Origin of the sequence: Cupriavidus taiwanensis (genome assembly GCF_900250115.1) — a bacterium.
GTDB lineage: Bacteria > Pseudomonadota > Gammaproteobacteria > Burkholderiales > Burkholderiaceae > Cupriavidus > Cupriavidus taiwanensis_B.
On sequence record NZ_LT984804.1, the window covers coordinates 2,666,522 to 2,681,633 of the forward strand.

The window sequence follows — 15,112 nt, forward strand, 5'->3', positions numbered from 1 at the left end:
CGCGACCCGGAGGAGACCGACCATGGCAGAAATCGTACTCGGCATGGGCACCTCGCATGGTCCCATGCTGGTCACGCCGCCGCACACATGGGGCTCGCGCCTGCCCGACGACCGCCGCAGCCTGCATCACTACCAGGGCCGGACGTGGACGTTCGACGAGCTGGTGCGGCATCGCGCGTCGGAAAACCTGGCCGCGCAGATCACGCCGGAGGTGTGGGAGGCCCGGCACGCCCGCTGCATGCAGGCCATCGAACGCATGTCGCAGGTGCTGGCCGAAGCCCGCCCCGATGTGGCAGTGATCGTCGGCAACGACCAGATGGAAATCTTCGACGACATGCTCGTGCCCGCGTTCAGCGTGATGTGGGGCGAGACCATCGTCAACAACATGATCAGCGACGAGAAGCTGTCGCGGCTGCCACCCGGCGTGGCCCACGCCATGCCCGGCTACATGCCGCCGGAAGCGACCTATGCCGGCGTGCCGGCGCTGGGCCGCCACCTGATCGAACGCGCCGTGGCCGACGGCTTCGACATCACGGCACTGAAACACCTTGCCGCGACAGAGACGCCGCACGCCTTCGGCTTCGTGTTCCGGCAATTGATGAAGGACCAGGTGATCCCCACCGTGCCGGTGCTGATCAACACGTTCTATCCGCCCAACCAGCCGACCGCCGGCCGTTGCCATGCGTTCGGACGTTCGCTGGCGCGTGCCATCCGGTCGTGGGAGAGCGATGCGCGCGTGGCCATCATCGCCTCGGGCGGCCTGACCCACTTCGTCATCGACGAGAACGTCGACCAGTTGATCCTCGACAGCATGCGCGCGCATGACTTCGCACCCGTGGAGGGACTGGGCGAGGCGATCTTCCAGGCCGGTACCTCCGAGGTCAAGAACTGGATTCCCGTGGCCGGTGCGATGGACGAACTTGGCTTCGGCATGGAAGTGATCGACTACGTGCCGTGCTACCGCAGCGAAGCCGGGACCGGCAATGCCATGGGGTTCGCCTGCTGGCGGCCCGACAACCACAAGGAAACCATCCGATGAGCACTCCCCAGGAATACGTGCGCCGCCTGCGCCGGCTGGATTGCTGCGCTGTGTCCGACACGCTCGACAAGCTCGGCCTGCCGGGCGTTGTGAGCGGCGTGCATCAGGAAGCCGGTGACGGCCGCATTGCCGGTCGCGTGATTACCGTGAAGCTCGGCACGGGCGCGCCGCCACCGGGAGAGCCGCGTCACCTCGGCACCACCGCCATTGAGGCCGGCGGCGCGGACGACGTGATCGTCGTCGAGCAACGCACCGGCGTCGAGGCGGGAAGCTGGGGAGGCATGCTGTCGCTCGGCGCGAAGGTGAAGGGTATCGCGGGCGTGGTGGCCGATGGTCCCGTGCGCGACATCGACGAAGCGCGCGCGATGAACTTTCCCGTCTTCGCCTCTTCCCTCACCGCTCGTACCGCGCGCGGCCGCATCGTCGAGAAAGGCACCAACGTGCCGATCCGCGTGTGGGACGTGGACGTCGATGCCGGGGACTACGTTCTCGCTGACCGCAGCGCTGTCATCTTCATCGCCGCGGCGAACATCGACCGGGTGCTCGAGGCCGCGGAAGGCATCGTCGCCCGCGAAGCCCGCATGGCCAAGGCCGTTCTGGCCGGCACACCGATCAGCCAGGTCATGGGCGGCAACTACGAATTCATGCTGAAGGATTAAGTCATGTCAGAACAGATCGAAGACCGCAACGTCGCTCGCGCCGGCAGGCTCGACACCGCCACGCTTAGCGACGCCATGGACCGCCTTGGCATCGTCGGCCAGTGCCGCGCCATCAAGCCGCGCGATGCCGGCTTCCGCATGGCCGGCCGCGCCTTCACCATCCTATACGGCCCCGCCGCCAGCCCGCCGGGCACCGTGGGCGACTTCATTGACGACGTGCCGCCCGGTCACGTGATCGTGCTGGACAACGGTGGCCGTACCGATGCCACGGTCTGGGGCGACATCATGACGGAGATCGCCCATCGCCGCGGCATCGCCGGCACCGTGATCGACGGCATCAACCGCGATGTGCATCTCTGCCTGTCGCTCGGCTACCCGGTGTTCTCGCGCGACAACTGGATGCGCACCGGCAAGGACCGCGTGCAGGTGGAAGCCACCAATGTGCCGGTGAATATCGGCGACGTGCGCGTGGCACCGGGCGACATCCTGCGTGGTGACGCAGACGGCCTGGTATCGATCCCGCGTGATCACGAGGAGCGCATCCTCGCCGCCGCCGAAGACATCGAAGCCGCCGAGGACGCCATTCGCAAGGCAGTCGCCGGCGGCATGCGTCTGGACGAGGCCCGCGCCCAGTACCGCTACCATCAACTGCAGACGCGCGCCGAAGGAGCGAAAGCATGACATTGTCCATCGACCGCATCGATCCGCGCGACACCACGCAACTGGATTTCGCGCGTACCGCTGCGCACATCGTCGACGCCGCCCGCGCCATCCCCACGGCCACGCTGCACGAGGCAGGCGGCAAGATCGGCGCCCTTCCGTCCGCGATCAAGCCGGTCGCACCGGGATTCAGGCTGTGCGGCCCCGCCGTCACAGTGCATGCACCGGGCGGCGACAACCTGTGGCTGCACCGCGCCATCTATGCCGCGCAACCAGGCGACGTGCTGGTGGTGTCGGTCAGCGACGCCTTCGAGCACGGCTATTGGGGCGAAGTCATGTCCACCGCCAGCCAGGTGCGCGGCCTCGCCGGCCTGGTCATCGACGGCTGCGTGCGCGACGGCGTGCTGCTGGAAGAGATCGGCTTCCCGGTGTTCGCCCGCGGTCTTTGCATCCGCGGCACCGGCAAGGATTTCGGCGCGCGCGGCTGGATCAATGCGCCGACCGTGTTTGGCGACGTGACCGTCCATGCTGGCGACCTGATCGTCGGCGACGGCGACGGCGTGGTCTGCATTCCGCGCGACAGTGCGGGCAAGGTGGTGGACGCCGGCCTTGCGCGAGAAGCGAACGAGGCTGATCAGTGCCGCCGGCTCCGTGCGGGCGAGACCACGCTCGACATCTTTGGCTGGAACTGAGCGGAAAGAGGGACGACATGAACCAACGTATCGACGAAGAAGCGACCATCTGCACGAGCTGGATCGACATCCCGGCTGCCGATGGCCGCGCGTACCAGGGCTATCTCGCCCTGCCGCCGGCGAGAACGGGCCCCGGCATTGTCCTCTTCCAGGAAATCTTCGGCGTGAACCGCCATATCCGGACCGTGGCCGAGCAGTACGCGCAACTGGGCTTTGTCGTGCTCGCGCCCGACGTGTTCTGGCGGCAGGCGCCGCGCGAATCGTTCGGCTATGTGGGCGATGAAGCCGCGCGCGCGCGCGACATGCTCATCCGCGCCGACATGGCAGAGATCGAGACCGACCTGGAAGGCACCGTGCGTTCACTGCGCGAGCGTCCCGAGGTCACGGGCGGCGTGGGCGCGCTCGGCTTCTGCATCGGTGGCAGGCTGGCCTACCTGGCTGCCGCTGCGGGACTGGTGGAGGCCGCCACGTGCTACTACGGCGGCGGGATCCAGGACCAGTTGCAGAAGGCGGCCGCCGTGCGTTGCCCGATGCTGTTCCACTACGGCGAGACAGATCCCATGATCCCGCTCGCCGCGGTCGAGCGCGTCAGGGCAGCCTTCGCCGACCGGGACACGGCGAAGTTCTTCGTCTATCCCGGCGCGAGCCACGGCTTCAACTGCTGGGAGCGTGCCAGCTATCAGCCGCTCGCCGCGATGCAGGCGCATGGTCGCACTGTGCTGCACTTTGCCCGCCATCTCGCTACCGCTAGCACGGTCGCATAGCCTCGGGACGGAGAACTCGCCATGAGCATCGACGCCAACCAGTTCAAGGCAGCGATGCGCTGCCTCGCCGGACACGTCTGCCTGATCACCACGCTGTCGGCGGACGGGTCGCGGGCGGGGCTGACGGCCACGGCCGTCTGCTCGGTCTCGGCCGATCCGCCCACGCTGCTCGCCTGCGTCAACCGCAACAGCGCGTCGTTCCACGCCATCCAGGCGTCGGGCATCTTCGCGGTGAACGTGCTGGCGCTGGAAAGCCGTCGGCTGGCCGACCGCTTCGCCAGTCCCATGCCGGCGGAGGAGAAGTTTGCCGACGGCGTATGGGGACGCGCCAGCACCGGCGCGCCGGTACTCCGTGACGCGCTGGTCAGCTTCGATTGCCGAGTGGCCAGTGCCGTGGATGTCGGCACGCACGGCATCCTCTTCGGTGCCATCGACACCGCAATGCCGCGCGCCGACCGCGCGCGGCCGCTGCTGTATGCGCACGGCAGCTATGGCGAGTTTTCGTCGACCGACGCTGCCGCGGCGCGGGAACTGCTCTGGATTCCGACATGGGACCCGGAACCGGCCGGCTGAGGCGGACCATCGCAAACCCGCCGGCCGACAAAATTCCCGCCCGCATCCCTGCAGGGCGGGCACCACAACAATAAATTCCAACAACGGAGACACGGAATGGCTTTTCGCAAGAAAAGGCCGGCCATGGCACTTCGCCATCTGTCATTTGGCATTGCAATGACAGCCGCGACCACAGTGACGCACGCGCAGGGCAGCGTCACCATCGGCGGCCTGCTGGACGAGAGTGCCGCCGTCTATCGCGACAACGGCGGCCATTCGAACGTACGCATGCAGGATTCCGCCATCTACCCATCCAAGTTCTACGTGCGCGGCACCGAGGACCTCGGCGGCGGCCTGCAGGCATCGTTCAGCCTGGACTCGATGATTTCCCTCAGCACCGGGGCGCTCGATCCGCAGTCGCGCGGCGCATTGTTCGAGAACTCGGCCTGGGTCGGCATGCGCAAGGTCGGGATCGGCGGTTTCCGCCTCGGGCAGCAGAACGACTTCGCGTTCGACTACTTCCTGATCGGCGCCATCGACCCCGCCACCGGCATCGCGGGCGGCATGCTGAACTTCCGCACCGGCAGCTTCGGCGCGGACCTGCTCGGTCTCGAGGGCCCCGCCCAGATCGGCGCCGGCCTTGCCGCCGGTGCGCCATACGCGCCGTACACCAATGCCACTGGCGCGCCGGTGGGCATGTCGGCCATCAACTGGGACCGCGTGGGCGGCAAGCGGATGTCGAACGCCATCAAAGTGACGACCGACGAGATCGGTGGCTTTTCGGCCGGGCTGATGTACAGCTTCGGCGAAGTCGCGGGAGACTTCCGGAACGGGTCAGGCAAGAGCGCGGCGATCGGGTATCACCATGGAGAAACGCGCGCCGCCGTGGTCTATACCGAGCAGAACTACGGCGCGGTCAATGGCGGGCAGAGCGGCATCGCCAACTTTATCGCCGGCGCCCGCACCAAGGTGTCGCGCTTCGATTTCTCGGGCATGTACAGCCAGGCGCGCAACACATTCAGCGGAGCAAGGATCTACGCGCTGGCTGGCGGCATCGGCTATGAACTGAGGCCGGACCTGATTCTCGGCGGCGCCTATACCTACGAGAACGGCAACGCGCAACTGAAGAACGTGATCATCCACCAGGGCGCGCTCCAGTTGACCTACACCTTTTCCAGGCGGACCGCGGTCTATCTGGTGGGGGTCTACCAGCGCACCAACGGCGCCTATGCCGCGGAGATCGGCAACATCCTTGCCAGCGGGAAGATCCAGTCCGTGGCGGCAGTCGGCATGATGCACCGCTTCTGACGGCGGTACGCGGGGCGCTGGAGCGTGCCCCACTTCATACGCCGCGCGCCGCAAGGATCTGCATCAGCCCCTCGGCCACCATCTTGCGGCCTTCGGCATAGGCATCCAGCAACATTTCCCGGTTCTTGGTACTCAACGCCTTCACCAGCTTCTGCTCGATGTTGGCGTTCAGGTGCTGGTCGCGCAGCGTGATATCGGCGGCCAGCGCGCGGTAGCGGTCGGTCAGCCGCATCAGCCGCAGCGCCTCGCGCTTGAGCACCTTGTTCGGCGACAACTCGAACACCGCGTCGTGAAACGCGCGATGGTGCTCGATCCATTCCGAGCGGTTACCGGCCGACAGCAGTTCGTCGAGTTCGGTCAGCATCGTCTTGAACTGCTTGAGTTGCGCGGGCGTGGGCCACTCGATGGTGGACAGCAGTTCCGCTTCCAGCAGTTGGCGCATCAGGTAAAGCTGGCGTGCCTCGTCAGTCGACAACGGCGCGACGAAAAAGCCCCGGTTCGGATCGTGCTCGATGATGCTTTCGGCCGCCAGCAGCTTCAGCGCCTCGCGTACGGGGACACGGCTGATGCCGAAGCGGTCGGCCAGGTCGGATTGCCGTAGCTGCAGCCCGGGCGGCAACTGTCCGCGGTTGATGAGCTTGCGGATTTCCTGGGCGATCTGGGCGGGAATGTCGATGCCTTGTAGTTCTGCGGTGGACACGGTATGGCTAGGTCAGAATGAGATATGCAATATTGAATGCAATCATACCTCCAAATCGGCCGCTCGAAGACGGGATCGGCGCTTCCAGAAGCAATACGCGGTCGCGCGCTGCCAGCCAGCCACTCCAGCGCTTCCTTGCGGATGGACTACGCGTTATGCGGGTGTCGTCCCGTTCAGGAAGGACTTTAATGTCCGCGGTCACAGCCAATGGTCGCTCGCCTATACTGCGCACACACCCTTCACCCATTCCCAAACCATGGATTACACCCCCGGCATCAGCCACCTCGCCAGCCTGCTCGCCGATCCCGGCCGCGCCGCCATGCTGTGGGCGCTGATGGACGGCAGCGCCCGCCCCGCCGGCGAGCTGGCGTTGATCGCCGGCCTGTCGGCGTCATCCACCAGCGGGCATCTGGCGCGCTTGTCCGAAGGCGGCCTGCTGGTGGCGGAAACGCGCGGGCGCAACCGCTATTACCGGCTGGCGGCGCCGGAGATCGGCGTGGCGATCGAGGCGCTGGCGTCGGCCTCGCTGGCGAGCCAGCCGCCGCGGCTGCGTGCGGTGCCGGTTTCGCGCACGGCGCCGCCGGCGCTGCGGCAGGCGCGCACCTGCTATGACCATCTGGCGGGCGAGCTGGCCGTGGGCCTGTTCGAGCGCATGACGCAGTCACGGTGGCTGATGCTGGACGGGCCACGCGTCGAGCTCGGCGGCGACGGCGCGCAGGCGCTGGCGCGGCTCGGCGTGGATGTGGATGCGGCGCGCCGCAAGCGGCGGCAGTTTGCCTGCACCTGCCCGGACTGGAGCGAGCGCAAGCCGCATCTGGGCGGCGCGCTGGGAGCGGCGCTGCTGGGCAGCCTGCTGGCGCGCGGCTGGGTCGAGCCGACGCGGACCTCGCGCGCGCTGCGCGTGACACCGGCGGGCCAACGCGAGATCATCCGCATCGCGGCCTAGCGCGCCGCGGCAACCGGAGAAAAAAGATGGCCACACCGCTGGACGACGACACGCAGGACGCGATCGCGCGTTTCTTCGCCCTGATCAACCTTGGCGACAGCGCCCAGACTTCGGCGCAGCTGGCGATATTCGAGGATGCCCTGCTCGATGCCGAGGACGACGACACCGACGGGCCGGAACTGCTGTGGGTGATCCGCGAGGTCATCGACTGGCAGTCCGGGTTCTTGGTCGACTGGAAGGATGCGCAATCCTTTATCGGCTGCCTCAACCAGCTGTGCGAGCGCATGGACCTGGAGCTCGACTGGGGCACCGACGATCCCGAGGACGAGGCCTTCCTGGAGAGCACCAGCGTGCCGGAACTGATGGAGCTGGCGCACAACCAGCTGCGCGTGGCCGGCTATACGCTATGGAACTGGGATACCGGCGGCGACGCCTACGCCGGCTGGATCACGCGCAGCGAGGATGACGAAGAGATGCTGGACCTGGCCGAGGTCCTGCGCTTCGAGGTGCGGCCGGCGGACCAGCCTTTCTGAACTTGGCGTCGAGGCGTTGCCTGGCGTGCGGGGACGGGCCGGCGGGGGGCCGGCCCGGCTGCAAACTCAGTCGAACAGGATCACCGAGCGCGCCAGCTCGCCGCGGCGCAGTTCGTCGAAGGCTTCGTTGATGCGCTCCAGCGGCAGCCGCTGCGCGATCAGCTGGTCCAGCTGCAGGCGACCGGCCATATAAAAATCCACCATGCGCGGCATGTCCACCGGGAAGCGGTTGGAGCCCATCAGCGAGCCCTGGATGCGCTTCTCGCCCAGGAAATCGCTGCCCTTCAACTCGATCTTGACGCCCGGCGCGATCATGCCGATGACCGTGGCGGTGCCGCCGCGGCGCAGCATGGCAAAGGCCTGCTCGGTGGTCTCCTTCAGGCCGATGGCCTCGAAGGCATGGTGCACGCCGCCGCCGGTGAGGGTGCGCACCGCGTCCAGCACGTTGCCCTCGCTGGCATCGATCACGTCGGTCGCGCCGAACTTGCGGGCGAGCTCGAGCTTGCCCGGCACGCGGTCGATGGCGACGATGCGGCCGGCGCCGGCGATGGCGGCGCTGTTGACCGTGGCCAGGCCGATGCCGCCGCAGCCGATCACGGCGACGGTCTCGCCCGGCTGCACCCGCGCGGTATGGATCACGGCGCCCATGCCGGTGGTGACCGCGCAGCCGATCAGCGCGGCGCGGTCCAGCGGCATGTCGCGCCGGATCGCCACCAGTGCGTGCTCATGGATCAGCATCTGCTCGGCGAAGGCCGACAGGTTCAGGAACTGGTGCATGGCGTTGCCATGGGCGGCCTGCAAGCGCGGCGCTTCATCCTCGCGGCGGCGGGTATCGGGCTCGGTGCACAGCGACAGGTGGCCGGTCAGGCAATGCTCGCAATGGCCGCAGTAGGCCGACAGGCAGGTGATCACGTGGTCGCCGGGCTTGACCGTGCGGACTTCGGCGCCGACCTGCTCGACCACGCCCGCGGCCTCGTGGCCCGGAATGGTGGGCACGGGATGCGGGTAGGCACCGTCGACGAAGTGCAGGTCGGAGTGGCACACGCCGACGGCGGCGGTGCGCACCAGCACTTCGCGCGGTCCGGGCTTGCCGATGGCCACGTCTTCGATCACCAGCGGCGTCCTGGGTTGATGCAGCACTGCAGCTTTCATGGAATTCCTCCGGAGGGGAGCTACGGTGCCGGAAAAAATACCCCCAAACCCAGGTTCAGGAAAGCCACTGGCCGTCCGCCGCTGCCGCCTTAAAGCTCTTCCTTGATCGGGAGCACGCGCAGCACGCCGACTCCCAGATGTTGCAGCGGGCCCATGCCGGGCTCCTGATCGTAGACCACCAGCTGTCCCTTCTCGCGCGTGGTCCAGGTCAGGCGCGGATTGCCGCCGTCGCCATCGCTCTGCAGCCCGACGCGGTAAGCCATGTCGAGCAGGGCGTCCTCGGTCGAGCGGGTCATGCGTTCGGCCAGCGCCGGGCTGTCGAGCACCACGCCCATCTCGGTATTCAGTTTCGCCGAGCGCGGGTCCATGTTGAGCGAGCCGATAAAGACCAGGCGCCGGTCGACGATGTAGTTCTTGGCGTGCAGGCTGGCGCGGCTGGACGACAGCCAGGCGCGCGAGCGCGAGCCGCGCGCGGCCTTGCCGCGGTTGGCCAGTTCGGCGTAGGCGCTGGGCTTGAGCTCGTACAGCTCGACGCCGGCGGCGACCAGCGCCCGGCGGTGCGGCGCATAGCCGGCGTGCACCGGGCTGACATCGGTGGCTTCGAACGAGTTGGTCAGGATGGTCACGCGGATGCCGCGCCGCGCCAGCGCGATCAGCCAGGCTTCGCCGTCGTCGTCGGGCACGAAGTAGGGCGAGATCAGCAGCACCTCCTTTTGCGCGCCGCTGATCATCTTCTCCAGCCGGGCGGTGGCGTGGCCCGGGTCGTCGTGGGTCTGGTGGGTGATCTTGGCCGCCTTGTCGGAGACCACCGCGGCCTTGCCGTAGTAGCCGGGCATATGGCCGGTTTCGATGCCTCTGGCCAGGCCCGAATCGAGCAGCTCCTGCACGTAGGGGCTGGCCACGGCCTGGTCGCCGCGCGCTTCCAGCCGCTTGCGCAGGCTGCGCATTTCCACCGGCGCTTCCTTGCCTGCCGGGATCAGCGCTACCACAGGATAGGAGGACGCGTCGTTCCAGTATTCGTCGAACACCGCGGACACCTGCGGCACCGCCGGCCCGGCCACCAGCACGTCGAGGTCGCTGAAGTCCATGTCGGTGCGCGCCGAGAAATACGCGTCGCCGACATTGCGCCCGCCCAGCAGCGTGATCTGGTTGTCCACCGTCATCGACTTGTTATGCATGCGCCGGTCCAGGCGCTTGAAGCCCGCCAGCATTTCCAGCCAGCGCACGCTGCGGTTGGCGAACGGGTTGAACAGCCGCACTTCGACATTGGGATGCGAATCGATTGCCGACAGGACCTTGTCCAGGCCGCCGGTATGCAGGTCGTCGAGCAGCATGCGCACGCGCACGCCGCGGTCGGCCGCGTCGAGGATGTCGCCCAGCACGGCCGCGCCGGTGCCGGTGGGCTCGAAGATGTAGGTCTGCAGGTCAAGGCTGCGCTGGGCAGCGCGCGCCATCGCGAGCCGCGCGGCCAGCGCGTCGGGTCCGGACTGCAGCGGGTAGAACAGCGACTCGCCCGGACGCTTGGCCAGGCGCGGCGCCAGCACCTTGCCCAGCGGCGTGTCGCTGGTATTGGCCGGCGCGGTCGAGGGGGTGCGCTCCGCCTGCGCCGGCAGGCTGGCGCAACCGCCCAGCACCGCGGTGCCGAGCAGGCCGGCCAGTGCGATCGCGGCCAGCAGGCGCGCGCGCCGGCACCGGCCGGCGCCGGTATGCGCCGCGGTCGCCGGCCGCCGGGCGTCGAACGGAACATGGCTGTGCGTCTGGAACATCAGTCAGTCTCCCTGCGCCGGTGAATGAAGGAACGGGGATGGGCCGGGTCCTCATGCCGGCCGGCGTGCAGCGCCTGCTACCTCGCAAGATATACCCGGCGCGCCGGCCCCGGCAGCGGTGCCATTCCTGTCCGCGCCGGGAGTTTGTCCTACACCGCTGCAGGGCCGGCGGGCGGGCCAGCATCCCGCGGCGAGTGCCGCATCTGATGCACGGGACCCTCCCTGGGCGGGCGGCAGCGGCTTTCCCTGCACAGCGATTTCTCTTATGATGCCGCCCAATTACCGGCCGGTACACCGGGAGGAGGCCCTGCGGCACGTGTCGCCGCCCGCGCGGCTGGCGGCCTGGCGCAGCTTGCGGCCGCCCGGCGATGCCGGCATAGTTGCGCGCCTTCGCGCCCTTTGCGTCCCTGCGTGGCTTGTACCGCACGGCGCGCGCCCAGACCGGATCCCGATGTCGACAAAACCCTCCCAGCCTTCCTCCGCCGGCGCACCCGCCCCCGCGCTGCGCCGCACCCTGCGCGCCCGCCATCTCACCATGATCGCCATCGGCGGCTCGATCGGCACCGGACTGTTCGTGGCCTCGGGCGCCACCATCGCGCAAGCCGGGCCCGGCGGCGCGCTGGCAGCCTATATCCTGATCGGCGCGATGGTGTATTTCCTGATGACCAGCCTGGGCGAGCTGGCGGCCTATATGCCGGTGTCGGGCTCGTTCGCCACCTATGGCGCGCGCTATGTCGACGAGGGCTTCGGCTTCGCGCTCGGCTGGAACTACTGGTACAACTGGGCCGTGACCATCGCGGTGGAACTGGCCGCGGCGCAGCTGGTGATGCAGTACTGGTTCCCGGACACGCCCGGGATGCTGTGGAGCGCGCTGTTTCTCGGCCTGATGTTCGCGCTCAATGCCATCTCGGTGCGCGGCTTCGGCGAGGCCGAATACTGGTGCGCGCTGGTCAAGGTGGTGACGGTGGTGGCCTTTATCGGCATCGGCACGCTGATGATCTTCGGCATCCTGCGCGGCGACATGGCGGCCAGCCACGGCCTGGCCAACCTGACCACCGGCGATGCGCCCTTCGTCGGCGGGCTGCCCGCGCTGATCGGCGTGGCCATGATTGCCGGCTTCTCGTTCCAGGGCACCGAGCTGATCGGCATCGCCGCCGGCGAATCGGCCGATCCGGCGAAGAACATCCCGCGCGCGGTGCGCCAGGTGTTCTGGCGCATCCTGTTGTTCTATGTGCTGGCAATCCTGATCATCGGCATCCTGATCCCCTACACCGACCCCAGCCTGCTCAAGAGCGACGTGCAGACCGTGGGCGTGAGCCCGTTCACGCTGGTATTCCGCCATGCGGGCCTGGCCTTTGCCGCCGGCGTGATGAACGCGGTGATCCTGACCGCGGTGCTGTCGGCGGGCAACTCGGGCATGTATGCGTCGACCCGCATGCTGTACAACCTGGCCACCGAAGGCCGCGCGCCGCGCGTGTTTGCCCGGCTGACGCGCAACGGCGTGCCGCTGGTGGCGCTGCTGGCCACCACCGCGGTAGGTGCGCTGTGCTTCCTGACCTCGCTGTTCGAAAGCAAGTCGGTGTACCTGTGGCTGCTGAACCTGTCGGGCATGACGGGTTTCATCGCCTGGCTCGGCATCGCCGTCAGCCATTACCGCTTCCGCAAGGGCTTTGTCGCCCAGGGGCACGACCTGGACCGCCTGCCGTATCGCTCGCCGTTCTTTCCCTACGGGCCGATCTTTGCCTTCGGGCTGTGCCTGGTCGTAACGCTGGGCCAGAACTACCAGGCCTTTACCAGCGGCAAGATCGACTGGGTCAGCGTGGCCGCCACCTACATCGGCATTCCGATCTTCCTGCTGATCTGGCTGGGCTATCGCATCGCCCGCAAGACGCGCTTCGTGTCCTATGCCGCCATGCAATTCCCCGCTCTGCCGGCCCGCGCTGCTGCCGCGCCGCGCACCGCCGTGCCGGTGGCCGGTGAATAGGCGCCGTTGCCGGGCGCCTGGCAGTCCGCAGTAACAAGTAAAAGCAAGACAACAACAACAAGGCGCATCGCTTTGAAGGCGGCCGGCTGTTCATGAGCGATGCCACCATGCCGGCCGCGCTGGGCTCGCTCGAGCGAGGCAAGTGGGCGGACTTTATCCTGGTCGACCAGGACCTGTTCAAGGTCAAGCCCACCGACATCTGGAAGACGCAGGTGCTGGAAACGTGGGTGGCGGGCGAGCGCGTGTATGTGAGACGGCAAGCGGTAAGCAAGCGGTAGCGTGCGGCACAGTTCCGGGGTGATGCAGGTGCGCACGGATTGATGCGATTGACTTCGTCGCAGCGCCGGCCCTCACCCCCGCCCCTCTCACGCAAGCGGGAGACCACGAGTCACCACCGCCCGAACCACCAACGCCGCCTTGGCCAGCCGCCCAGGCGACGCGTTTTACTCTTTTGTCGCTCGGACAAAAGAGTAAGTCGCCGGCTGCGCCGGCGAAACAGCCACGCCCGCCAAGCACGACAAACAATCCAACCGCAGTACCCCAAGCCCCCCCGACAAAGGTTCAACGAGGCATCCGCGGGTAAGGCTTTTTATTCGGCGCGCACTCAAATCCACTGGTCGTTTTCAACGGTACGTTCGCCCGCCGCACCGTCGCCCGTGTTCACCACGCCGCGCGGCTCGATCAGCACCAACTTTACTTCCGCGTCAGCACAGGGCTTGTGCTCGACACCCTTCGGCACCACCGCCATCTGCCCGGCCCTCAGCAGGATCGAACCGTCGCCCGCAGGCCCCTGCCGGAAATCGATGCGCAACTCGCCTTCGAGGACGATGAAGGTTTCGTCGGTGTCGGCATGCCGGTGCCACTCGAACTCGCCTTCCACCTTCACCACCTTGAACTGGTAGTCGTTCATTTCCGCCACGACGCGCGGTTGCCAGTGTCCGTCGATCTGCGCGATCTTGCCGACCAGGTCAATGCTCTGGCACTGGCCGCGGCCGGCCGGTGCACGGGAATGGCTAGCGGATTGGGACATCGTTCTCTCCGTTCACAAGTTGACGGGATGAGGATACGCATGCGCCTTGCGGTCGTATTGAACGATCGTGGGAGATTCTCAGCCGCCCCGGATGTTTCCCGCCACTTGCAGCCAGCGCCCCGGCGTCAGCCCGAAGGTCTTGGCGAAGTGCCGTGTCATGTGGCTCTGGTCGGCGAAACCCGCTGCGGCGGCCGCGTCAGCCAGCGACCTGCCTGCGAGCAGCAGGTGGCGCACCGCGTCGAGGCGGCGCATGGTCAGATAGCGATACGGGCTGGTGCCGTAGAACGTGCGGAAGTCGTGCGACAGGCTCCAGCGGTCGCGCCCCGTCGCCATCTCGAGCTCGTCGAGCGTGACCACGCGCGTGCAGTTGGCATGCAGATACTCGCGTGCACGGCACGCGGCCAGATAGTCGCCCCAGGAACGCCGCACGGGTGCGCCGGCGACGGCGGCCAGCGCATGCGCCAGGTCGGCCAGTGCATCGCTCTGCTCGAGCGGCTCGAGCGCGCAGCCGACATGCTGCAGCAGCGCCTCGGTGGCCGCCGCAAGGCGTGGGTCGGTCGTGACGCCGCCTTCGAGGAACGGCAGCGCGCGCCCGCCCAGCACGTTCTGGAACAGCACCGGCTCGACATAGATCATCCGGTAGCGGAAGCCTTCATCGGTGCCTGCCTGACCATCGTGAGGCTCGTCGGGATGCAGCACGATGGTGTTGCCAGGCAGGCTGTCTCGCTGGCTGCGCCGGTAGCTGAACCGCTGCACGCCAGCGAGCGTGCGGCCGATCGCGTAGGTGTCGTGGCGGTGCATGGCGTACGCCTTGCCGTGAAACCACGCTTCGATACGGTCGACGCCTTCCATCGGCCTGGCGTGCCGCACCCAGTCGGAGCATGAGAGGGAGGGTGGTCGGTTCATGGTGTAGGGCGCGGAGGGCTTGCGGGTCCGCGCCGCCCGGGCTATCGGGTCCGATGCGGCGGGGCGCCTGCGGCATTGTCGCACGCTACGTGCGCCGCGCCCTCACGGCAACGGCGGCTTGGGCAGGCGCGTCTCGCCCGGTTCCGGTTTCAGTTCCACGTCAAGGCGGAAGCCGCCCTTGCCGTCGGGCTCGAAATCACGCAGGAGCGAGCCGACCGCGCCGAACGCCGCGTCGCTGAAGGCATAAGGATCGAGCGCATCGAAGATCTGCGTGGGCAGCACCTTGTGCCCCGTCATTTTTCGCCGGGCGCGATAACCAGCCGCTATCGGGTTTTGCGCCGGCAAACGCGTGTGCCCGACCAGGATCCGGGTGCCAAACGAGCGCAGCAACCGGGCGGTGGAGCGCCTGTAGCCAGCACCA

16 protein-coding genes and 1 pseudogene are annotated in these 15,112 nt (G+C 67.6%); 11 read left to right on the forward strand and 6 right to left on the reverse strand.

Translation table 11 applies throughout. The features are described 5' to 3' along the window. Window positions 1–22: 22 nt before the first annotated feature. The 7 genes from CBM2586_RS28610 to CBM2586_RS28640 all read left to right on the forward strand — a co-directional run bounded on the left by CBM2586_RS28610 (window position 23) and on the right by CBM2586_RS28640 (window position 5,674). Window positions 23–1,039, forward strand: a complete 1,017-nt coding sequence (locus tag CBM2586_RS28610) for a protocatechuate 3,4-dioxygenase (RefSeq protein ID WP_115665975.1) — start codon at window positions 23–25, stop codon at window positions 1,037–1,039. Further along, entirely contained in the window at window positions 1,036–1,698 is a 663-nt protein-coding gene (locus CBM2586_RS28615) for an RraA family protein (protein WP_115691224.1), read from the forward strand. The genes CBM2586_RS28610 and CBM2586_RS28615 overlap by 4 nt, the downstream gene beginning before the upstream one ends. 3 nt (window positions 1,699–1,701) lie before the next feature. After that, a complete protein-coding gene (locus CBM2586_RS28620; protein ID WP_115691226.1) occupies window positions 1,702–2,379 on the forward strand; it encodes an RraA family protein in 678 nt (225 codons plus the stop codon). Beyond that, window positions 2,376–3,050, forward strand: coding sequence for a 4-carboxy-4-hydroxy-2-oxoadipate aldolase/oxaloacetate decarboxylase (locus tag CBM2586_RS28625; protein WP_115691228.1), 675 nt, complete (start codon window positions 2,376–2,378; stop codon window positions 3,048–3,050). The genes CBM2586_RS28620 and CBM2586_RS28625 overlap by 4 nt, the downstream gene beginning before the upstream one ends. A gap of 17 nt (window positions 3,051–3,067) precedes the next feature. Then, window positions 3,068–3,814: a dienelactone hydrolase family protein gene (locus tag CBM2586_RS28630; protein WP_115691230.1), complete on the forward strand. Its 747-nt coding sequence runs from the start codon at window positions 3,068–3,070 to the stop codon at window positions 3,812–3,814. 21 nt (window positions 3,815–3,835) lie between these two features. Next, window positions 3,836–4,387, forward strand: coding sequence for a flavin reductase family protein (locus CBM2586_RS28635; RefSeq protein WP_115691232.1), 552 nt, complete (start codon window positions 3,836–3,838; stop codon window positions 4,385–4,387). Window positions 4,388–4,543: 156 nt separating this feature from the next. Then, window positions 4,544–5,674 carry a porin gene (locus CBM2586_RS28640; protein ID WP_240987945.1) on the forward strand — a complete coding sequence of 377 codons (1,131 nt, stop codon included), beginning with the start codon at window positions 4,544–4,546 and terminating at the stop codon, window positions 5,672–5,674. 34 nt (window positions 5,675–5,708) lie between these two features. Here CBM2586_RS28640 and CBM2586_RS28645 read toward each other — a convergent pair whose 3' ends face one another. After that, the gene (locus tag CBM2586_RS28645; protein WP_115213418.1) at window positions 5,709–6,374 is read right to left on the reverse strand and encodes a GntR family transcriptional regulator; all 666 of its coding nucleotides are present in this window, start codon (window positions 6,372–6,374) and stop codon (window positions 5,709–5,711) included. Window positions 6,375–6,630: 256 nt separating this feature from the next. Here CBM2586_RS28645 and CBM2586_RS28650 point away from each other — a divergent pair, with 256 nt between their 5' ends. Further along, window positions 6,631–7,320 (forward strand): ArsR/SmtB family transcription factor, encoded by a 690-nt coding sequence (locus tag CBM2586_RS28650; RefSeq protein WP_115665968.1) that lies wholly within the window; start codon window positions 6,631–6,633, stop codon window positions 7,318–7,320. 26 nt (window positions 7,321–7,346) lie between these two features. Continuing rightward, a complete protein-coding gene (locus CBM2586_RS28655) occupies window positions 7,347–7,853 on the forward strand; it encodes a DUF6630 family protein (RefSeq protein ID WP_115665967.1) in 507 nt (168 codons plus the stop codon). A 66-nt stretch (window positions 7,854–7,919) separates the two neighbouring features. Here the strand turns inward: CBM2586_RS28655 and CBM2586_RS28660 are convergent, their stop codons facing one another. Continuing rightward, the gene (locus tag CBM2586_RS28660) at window positions 7,920–9,005 is read right to left on the reverse strand and encodes a Zn-dependent alcohol dehydrogenase (RefSeq protein WP_115691236.1); all 1,086 of its coding nucleotides are present in this window, start codon (window positions 9,003–9,005) and stop codon (window positions 7,920–7,922) included. Window positions 9,006–9,094: 89 nt separating this feature from the next. After that, the gene (locus tag CBM2586_RS28665; RefSeq protein WP_115665965.1) at window positions 9,095–10,771 is read right to left on the reverse strand and encodes a phospholipase D family protein; all 1,677 of its coding nucleotides are present in this window, start codon (window positions 10,769–10,771) and stop codon (window positions 9,095–9,097) included. Window positions 10,772–11,222: 451 nt separating this feature from the next. Between CBM2586_RS28665 and CBM2586_RS28670 the strand changes: the two genes are divergently transcribed. Both CBM2586_RS28670 and CBM2586_RS28675 read left to right on the forward strand, forming a co-directional pair. Further along, window positions 11,223–12,755 carry an amino acid permease gene (locus CBM2586_RS28670; RefSeq protein ID WP_115665964.1) on the forward strand — a complete coding sequence of 511 codons (1,533 nt, stop codon included), beginning with the start codon at window positions 11,223–11,225 and terminating at the stop codon, window positions 12,753–12,755. A gap of 92 nt (window positions 12,756–12,847) precedes the next feature. Continuing rightward, on the forward strand, window positions 12,848–13,033 hold the full coding sequence (locus tag CBM2586_RS28675; protein WP_373424228.1) for an amidohydrolase family protein: 186 nt from the start codon (window positions 12,848–12,850) through the stop codon (window positions 13,031–13,033). Between the two features lie 326 nt (window positions 13,034–13,359). Here CBM2586_RS28675 and CBM2586_RS28680 read toward each other — a convergent pair whose 3' ends face one another. The 3 genes and pseudogenes from CBM2586_RS28680 to CBM2586_RS28690 all read right to left on the reverse strand — a co-directional run. Next, window positions 13,360–13,785, reverse strand: coding sequence for a cupin domain-containing protein (locus CBM2586_RS28680; RefSeq protein ID WP_115665963.1), 426 nt, complete (start codon window positions 13,783–13,785; stop codon window positions 13,360–13,362). Window positions 13,786–13,863: 78 nt separating this feature from the next. Next, the gene (locus tag CBM2586_RS28685) at window positions 13,864–14,691 is read right to left on the reverse strand and encodes an AraC family transcriptional regulator (protein ID WP_115665962.1); all 828 of its coding nucleotides are present in this window, start codon (window positions 14,689–14,691) and stop codon (window positions 13,864–13,866) included. A gap of 102 nt (window positions 14,692–14,793) precedes the next feature. After that, window positions 14,794–14,982, reverse strand: a pseudogene (locus CBM2586_RS28690) (dioxygenase); the annotation flags it as partial. Between the last annotated feature and the right edge of the window lie 130 nt (window positions 14,983–15,112).

Excerpts from the sequence above, each read along its gene's own strand:
- CBM2586_RS28610 (WP_115665975.1), top strand. The coding sequence starts at position 23 with ATGGCAGAAATCGTACTCGGCATGGGCACCTCGCATGGTCCCATGCTG.
- CBM2586_RS28615 (WP_115691224.1), top strand. The coding sequence starts at position 1,036 with ATGAGCACTCCCCAGGAATACGTGCGCCGCCTGCGCCGGCTGGATTGC.
- CBM2586_RS28620 (WP_115691226.1), top strand. The coding sequence starts at position 1,702 with ATGTCAGAACAGATCGAAGACCGCAACGTCGCTCGCGCCGGCAGGCTC.
- CBM2586_RS28625 (WP_115691228.1), top strand. The coding sequence starts at position 2,376 with ATGACATTGTCCATCGACCGCATCGATCCGCGCGACACCACGCAACTG.
- CBM2586_RS28630 (WP_115691230.1), top strand. The coding sequence starts at position 3,068 with ATGAACCAACGTATCGACGAAGAAGCGACCATCTGCACGAGCTGGATC.
- CBM2586_RS28635 (WP_115691232.1), top strand. The coding sequence starts at position 3,836 with ATGAGCATCGACGCCAACCAGTTCAAGGCAGCGATGCGCTGCCTCGCC.
- CBM2586_RS28640 (WP_240987945.1), top strand. The coding sequence starts at position 4,544 with ATGACAGCCGCGACCACAGTGACGCACGCGCAGGGCAGCGTCACCATC.
- CBM2586_RS28650 (WP_115665968.1), top strand. The coding sequence starts at position 6,631 with ATGGATTACACCCCCGGCATCAGCCACCTCGCCAGCCTGCTCGCCGAT.
- CBM2586_RS28655 (WP_115665967.1), top strand. The coding sequence starts at position 7,347 with ATGGCCACACCGCTGGACGACGACACGCAGGACGCGATCGCGCGTTTC.
- CBM2586_RS28660 (WP_115691236.1), bottom strand. The coding sequence starts at position 9,005 with ATGAAAGCTGCAGTGCTGCATCAACCCAGGACGCCGCTGGTGATCGAA.
- CBM2586_RS28665 (WP_115665965.1), bottom strand. The coding sequence starts at position 10,771 with ATGTTCCAGACGCACAGCCATGTTCCGTTCGACGCCCGGCGGCCGGCG.
- CBM2586_RS28670 (WP_115665964.1), top strand. The coding sequence starts at position 11,223 with ATGTCGACAAAACCCTCCCAGCCTTCCTCCGCCGGCGCACCCGCCCCC.
- CBM2586_RS28675 (WP_373424228.1), top strand. The coding sequence starts at position 12,848 with ATGAGCGATGCCACCATGCCGGCCGCGCTGGGCTCGCTCGAGCGAGGC.
- CBM2586_RS28680 (WP_115665963.1), bottom strand. The coding sequence starts at position 13,785 with ATGTCCCAATCCGCTAGCCATTCCCGTGCACCGGCCGGCCGCGGCCAG.
- CBM2586_RS28685 (WP_115665962.1), bottom strand. The coding sequence starts at position 14,691 with ATGAACCGACCACCCTCCCTCTCATGCTCCGACTGGGTGCGGCACGCC.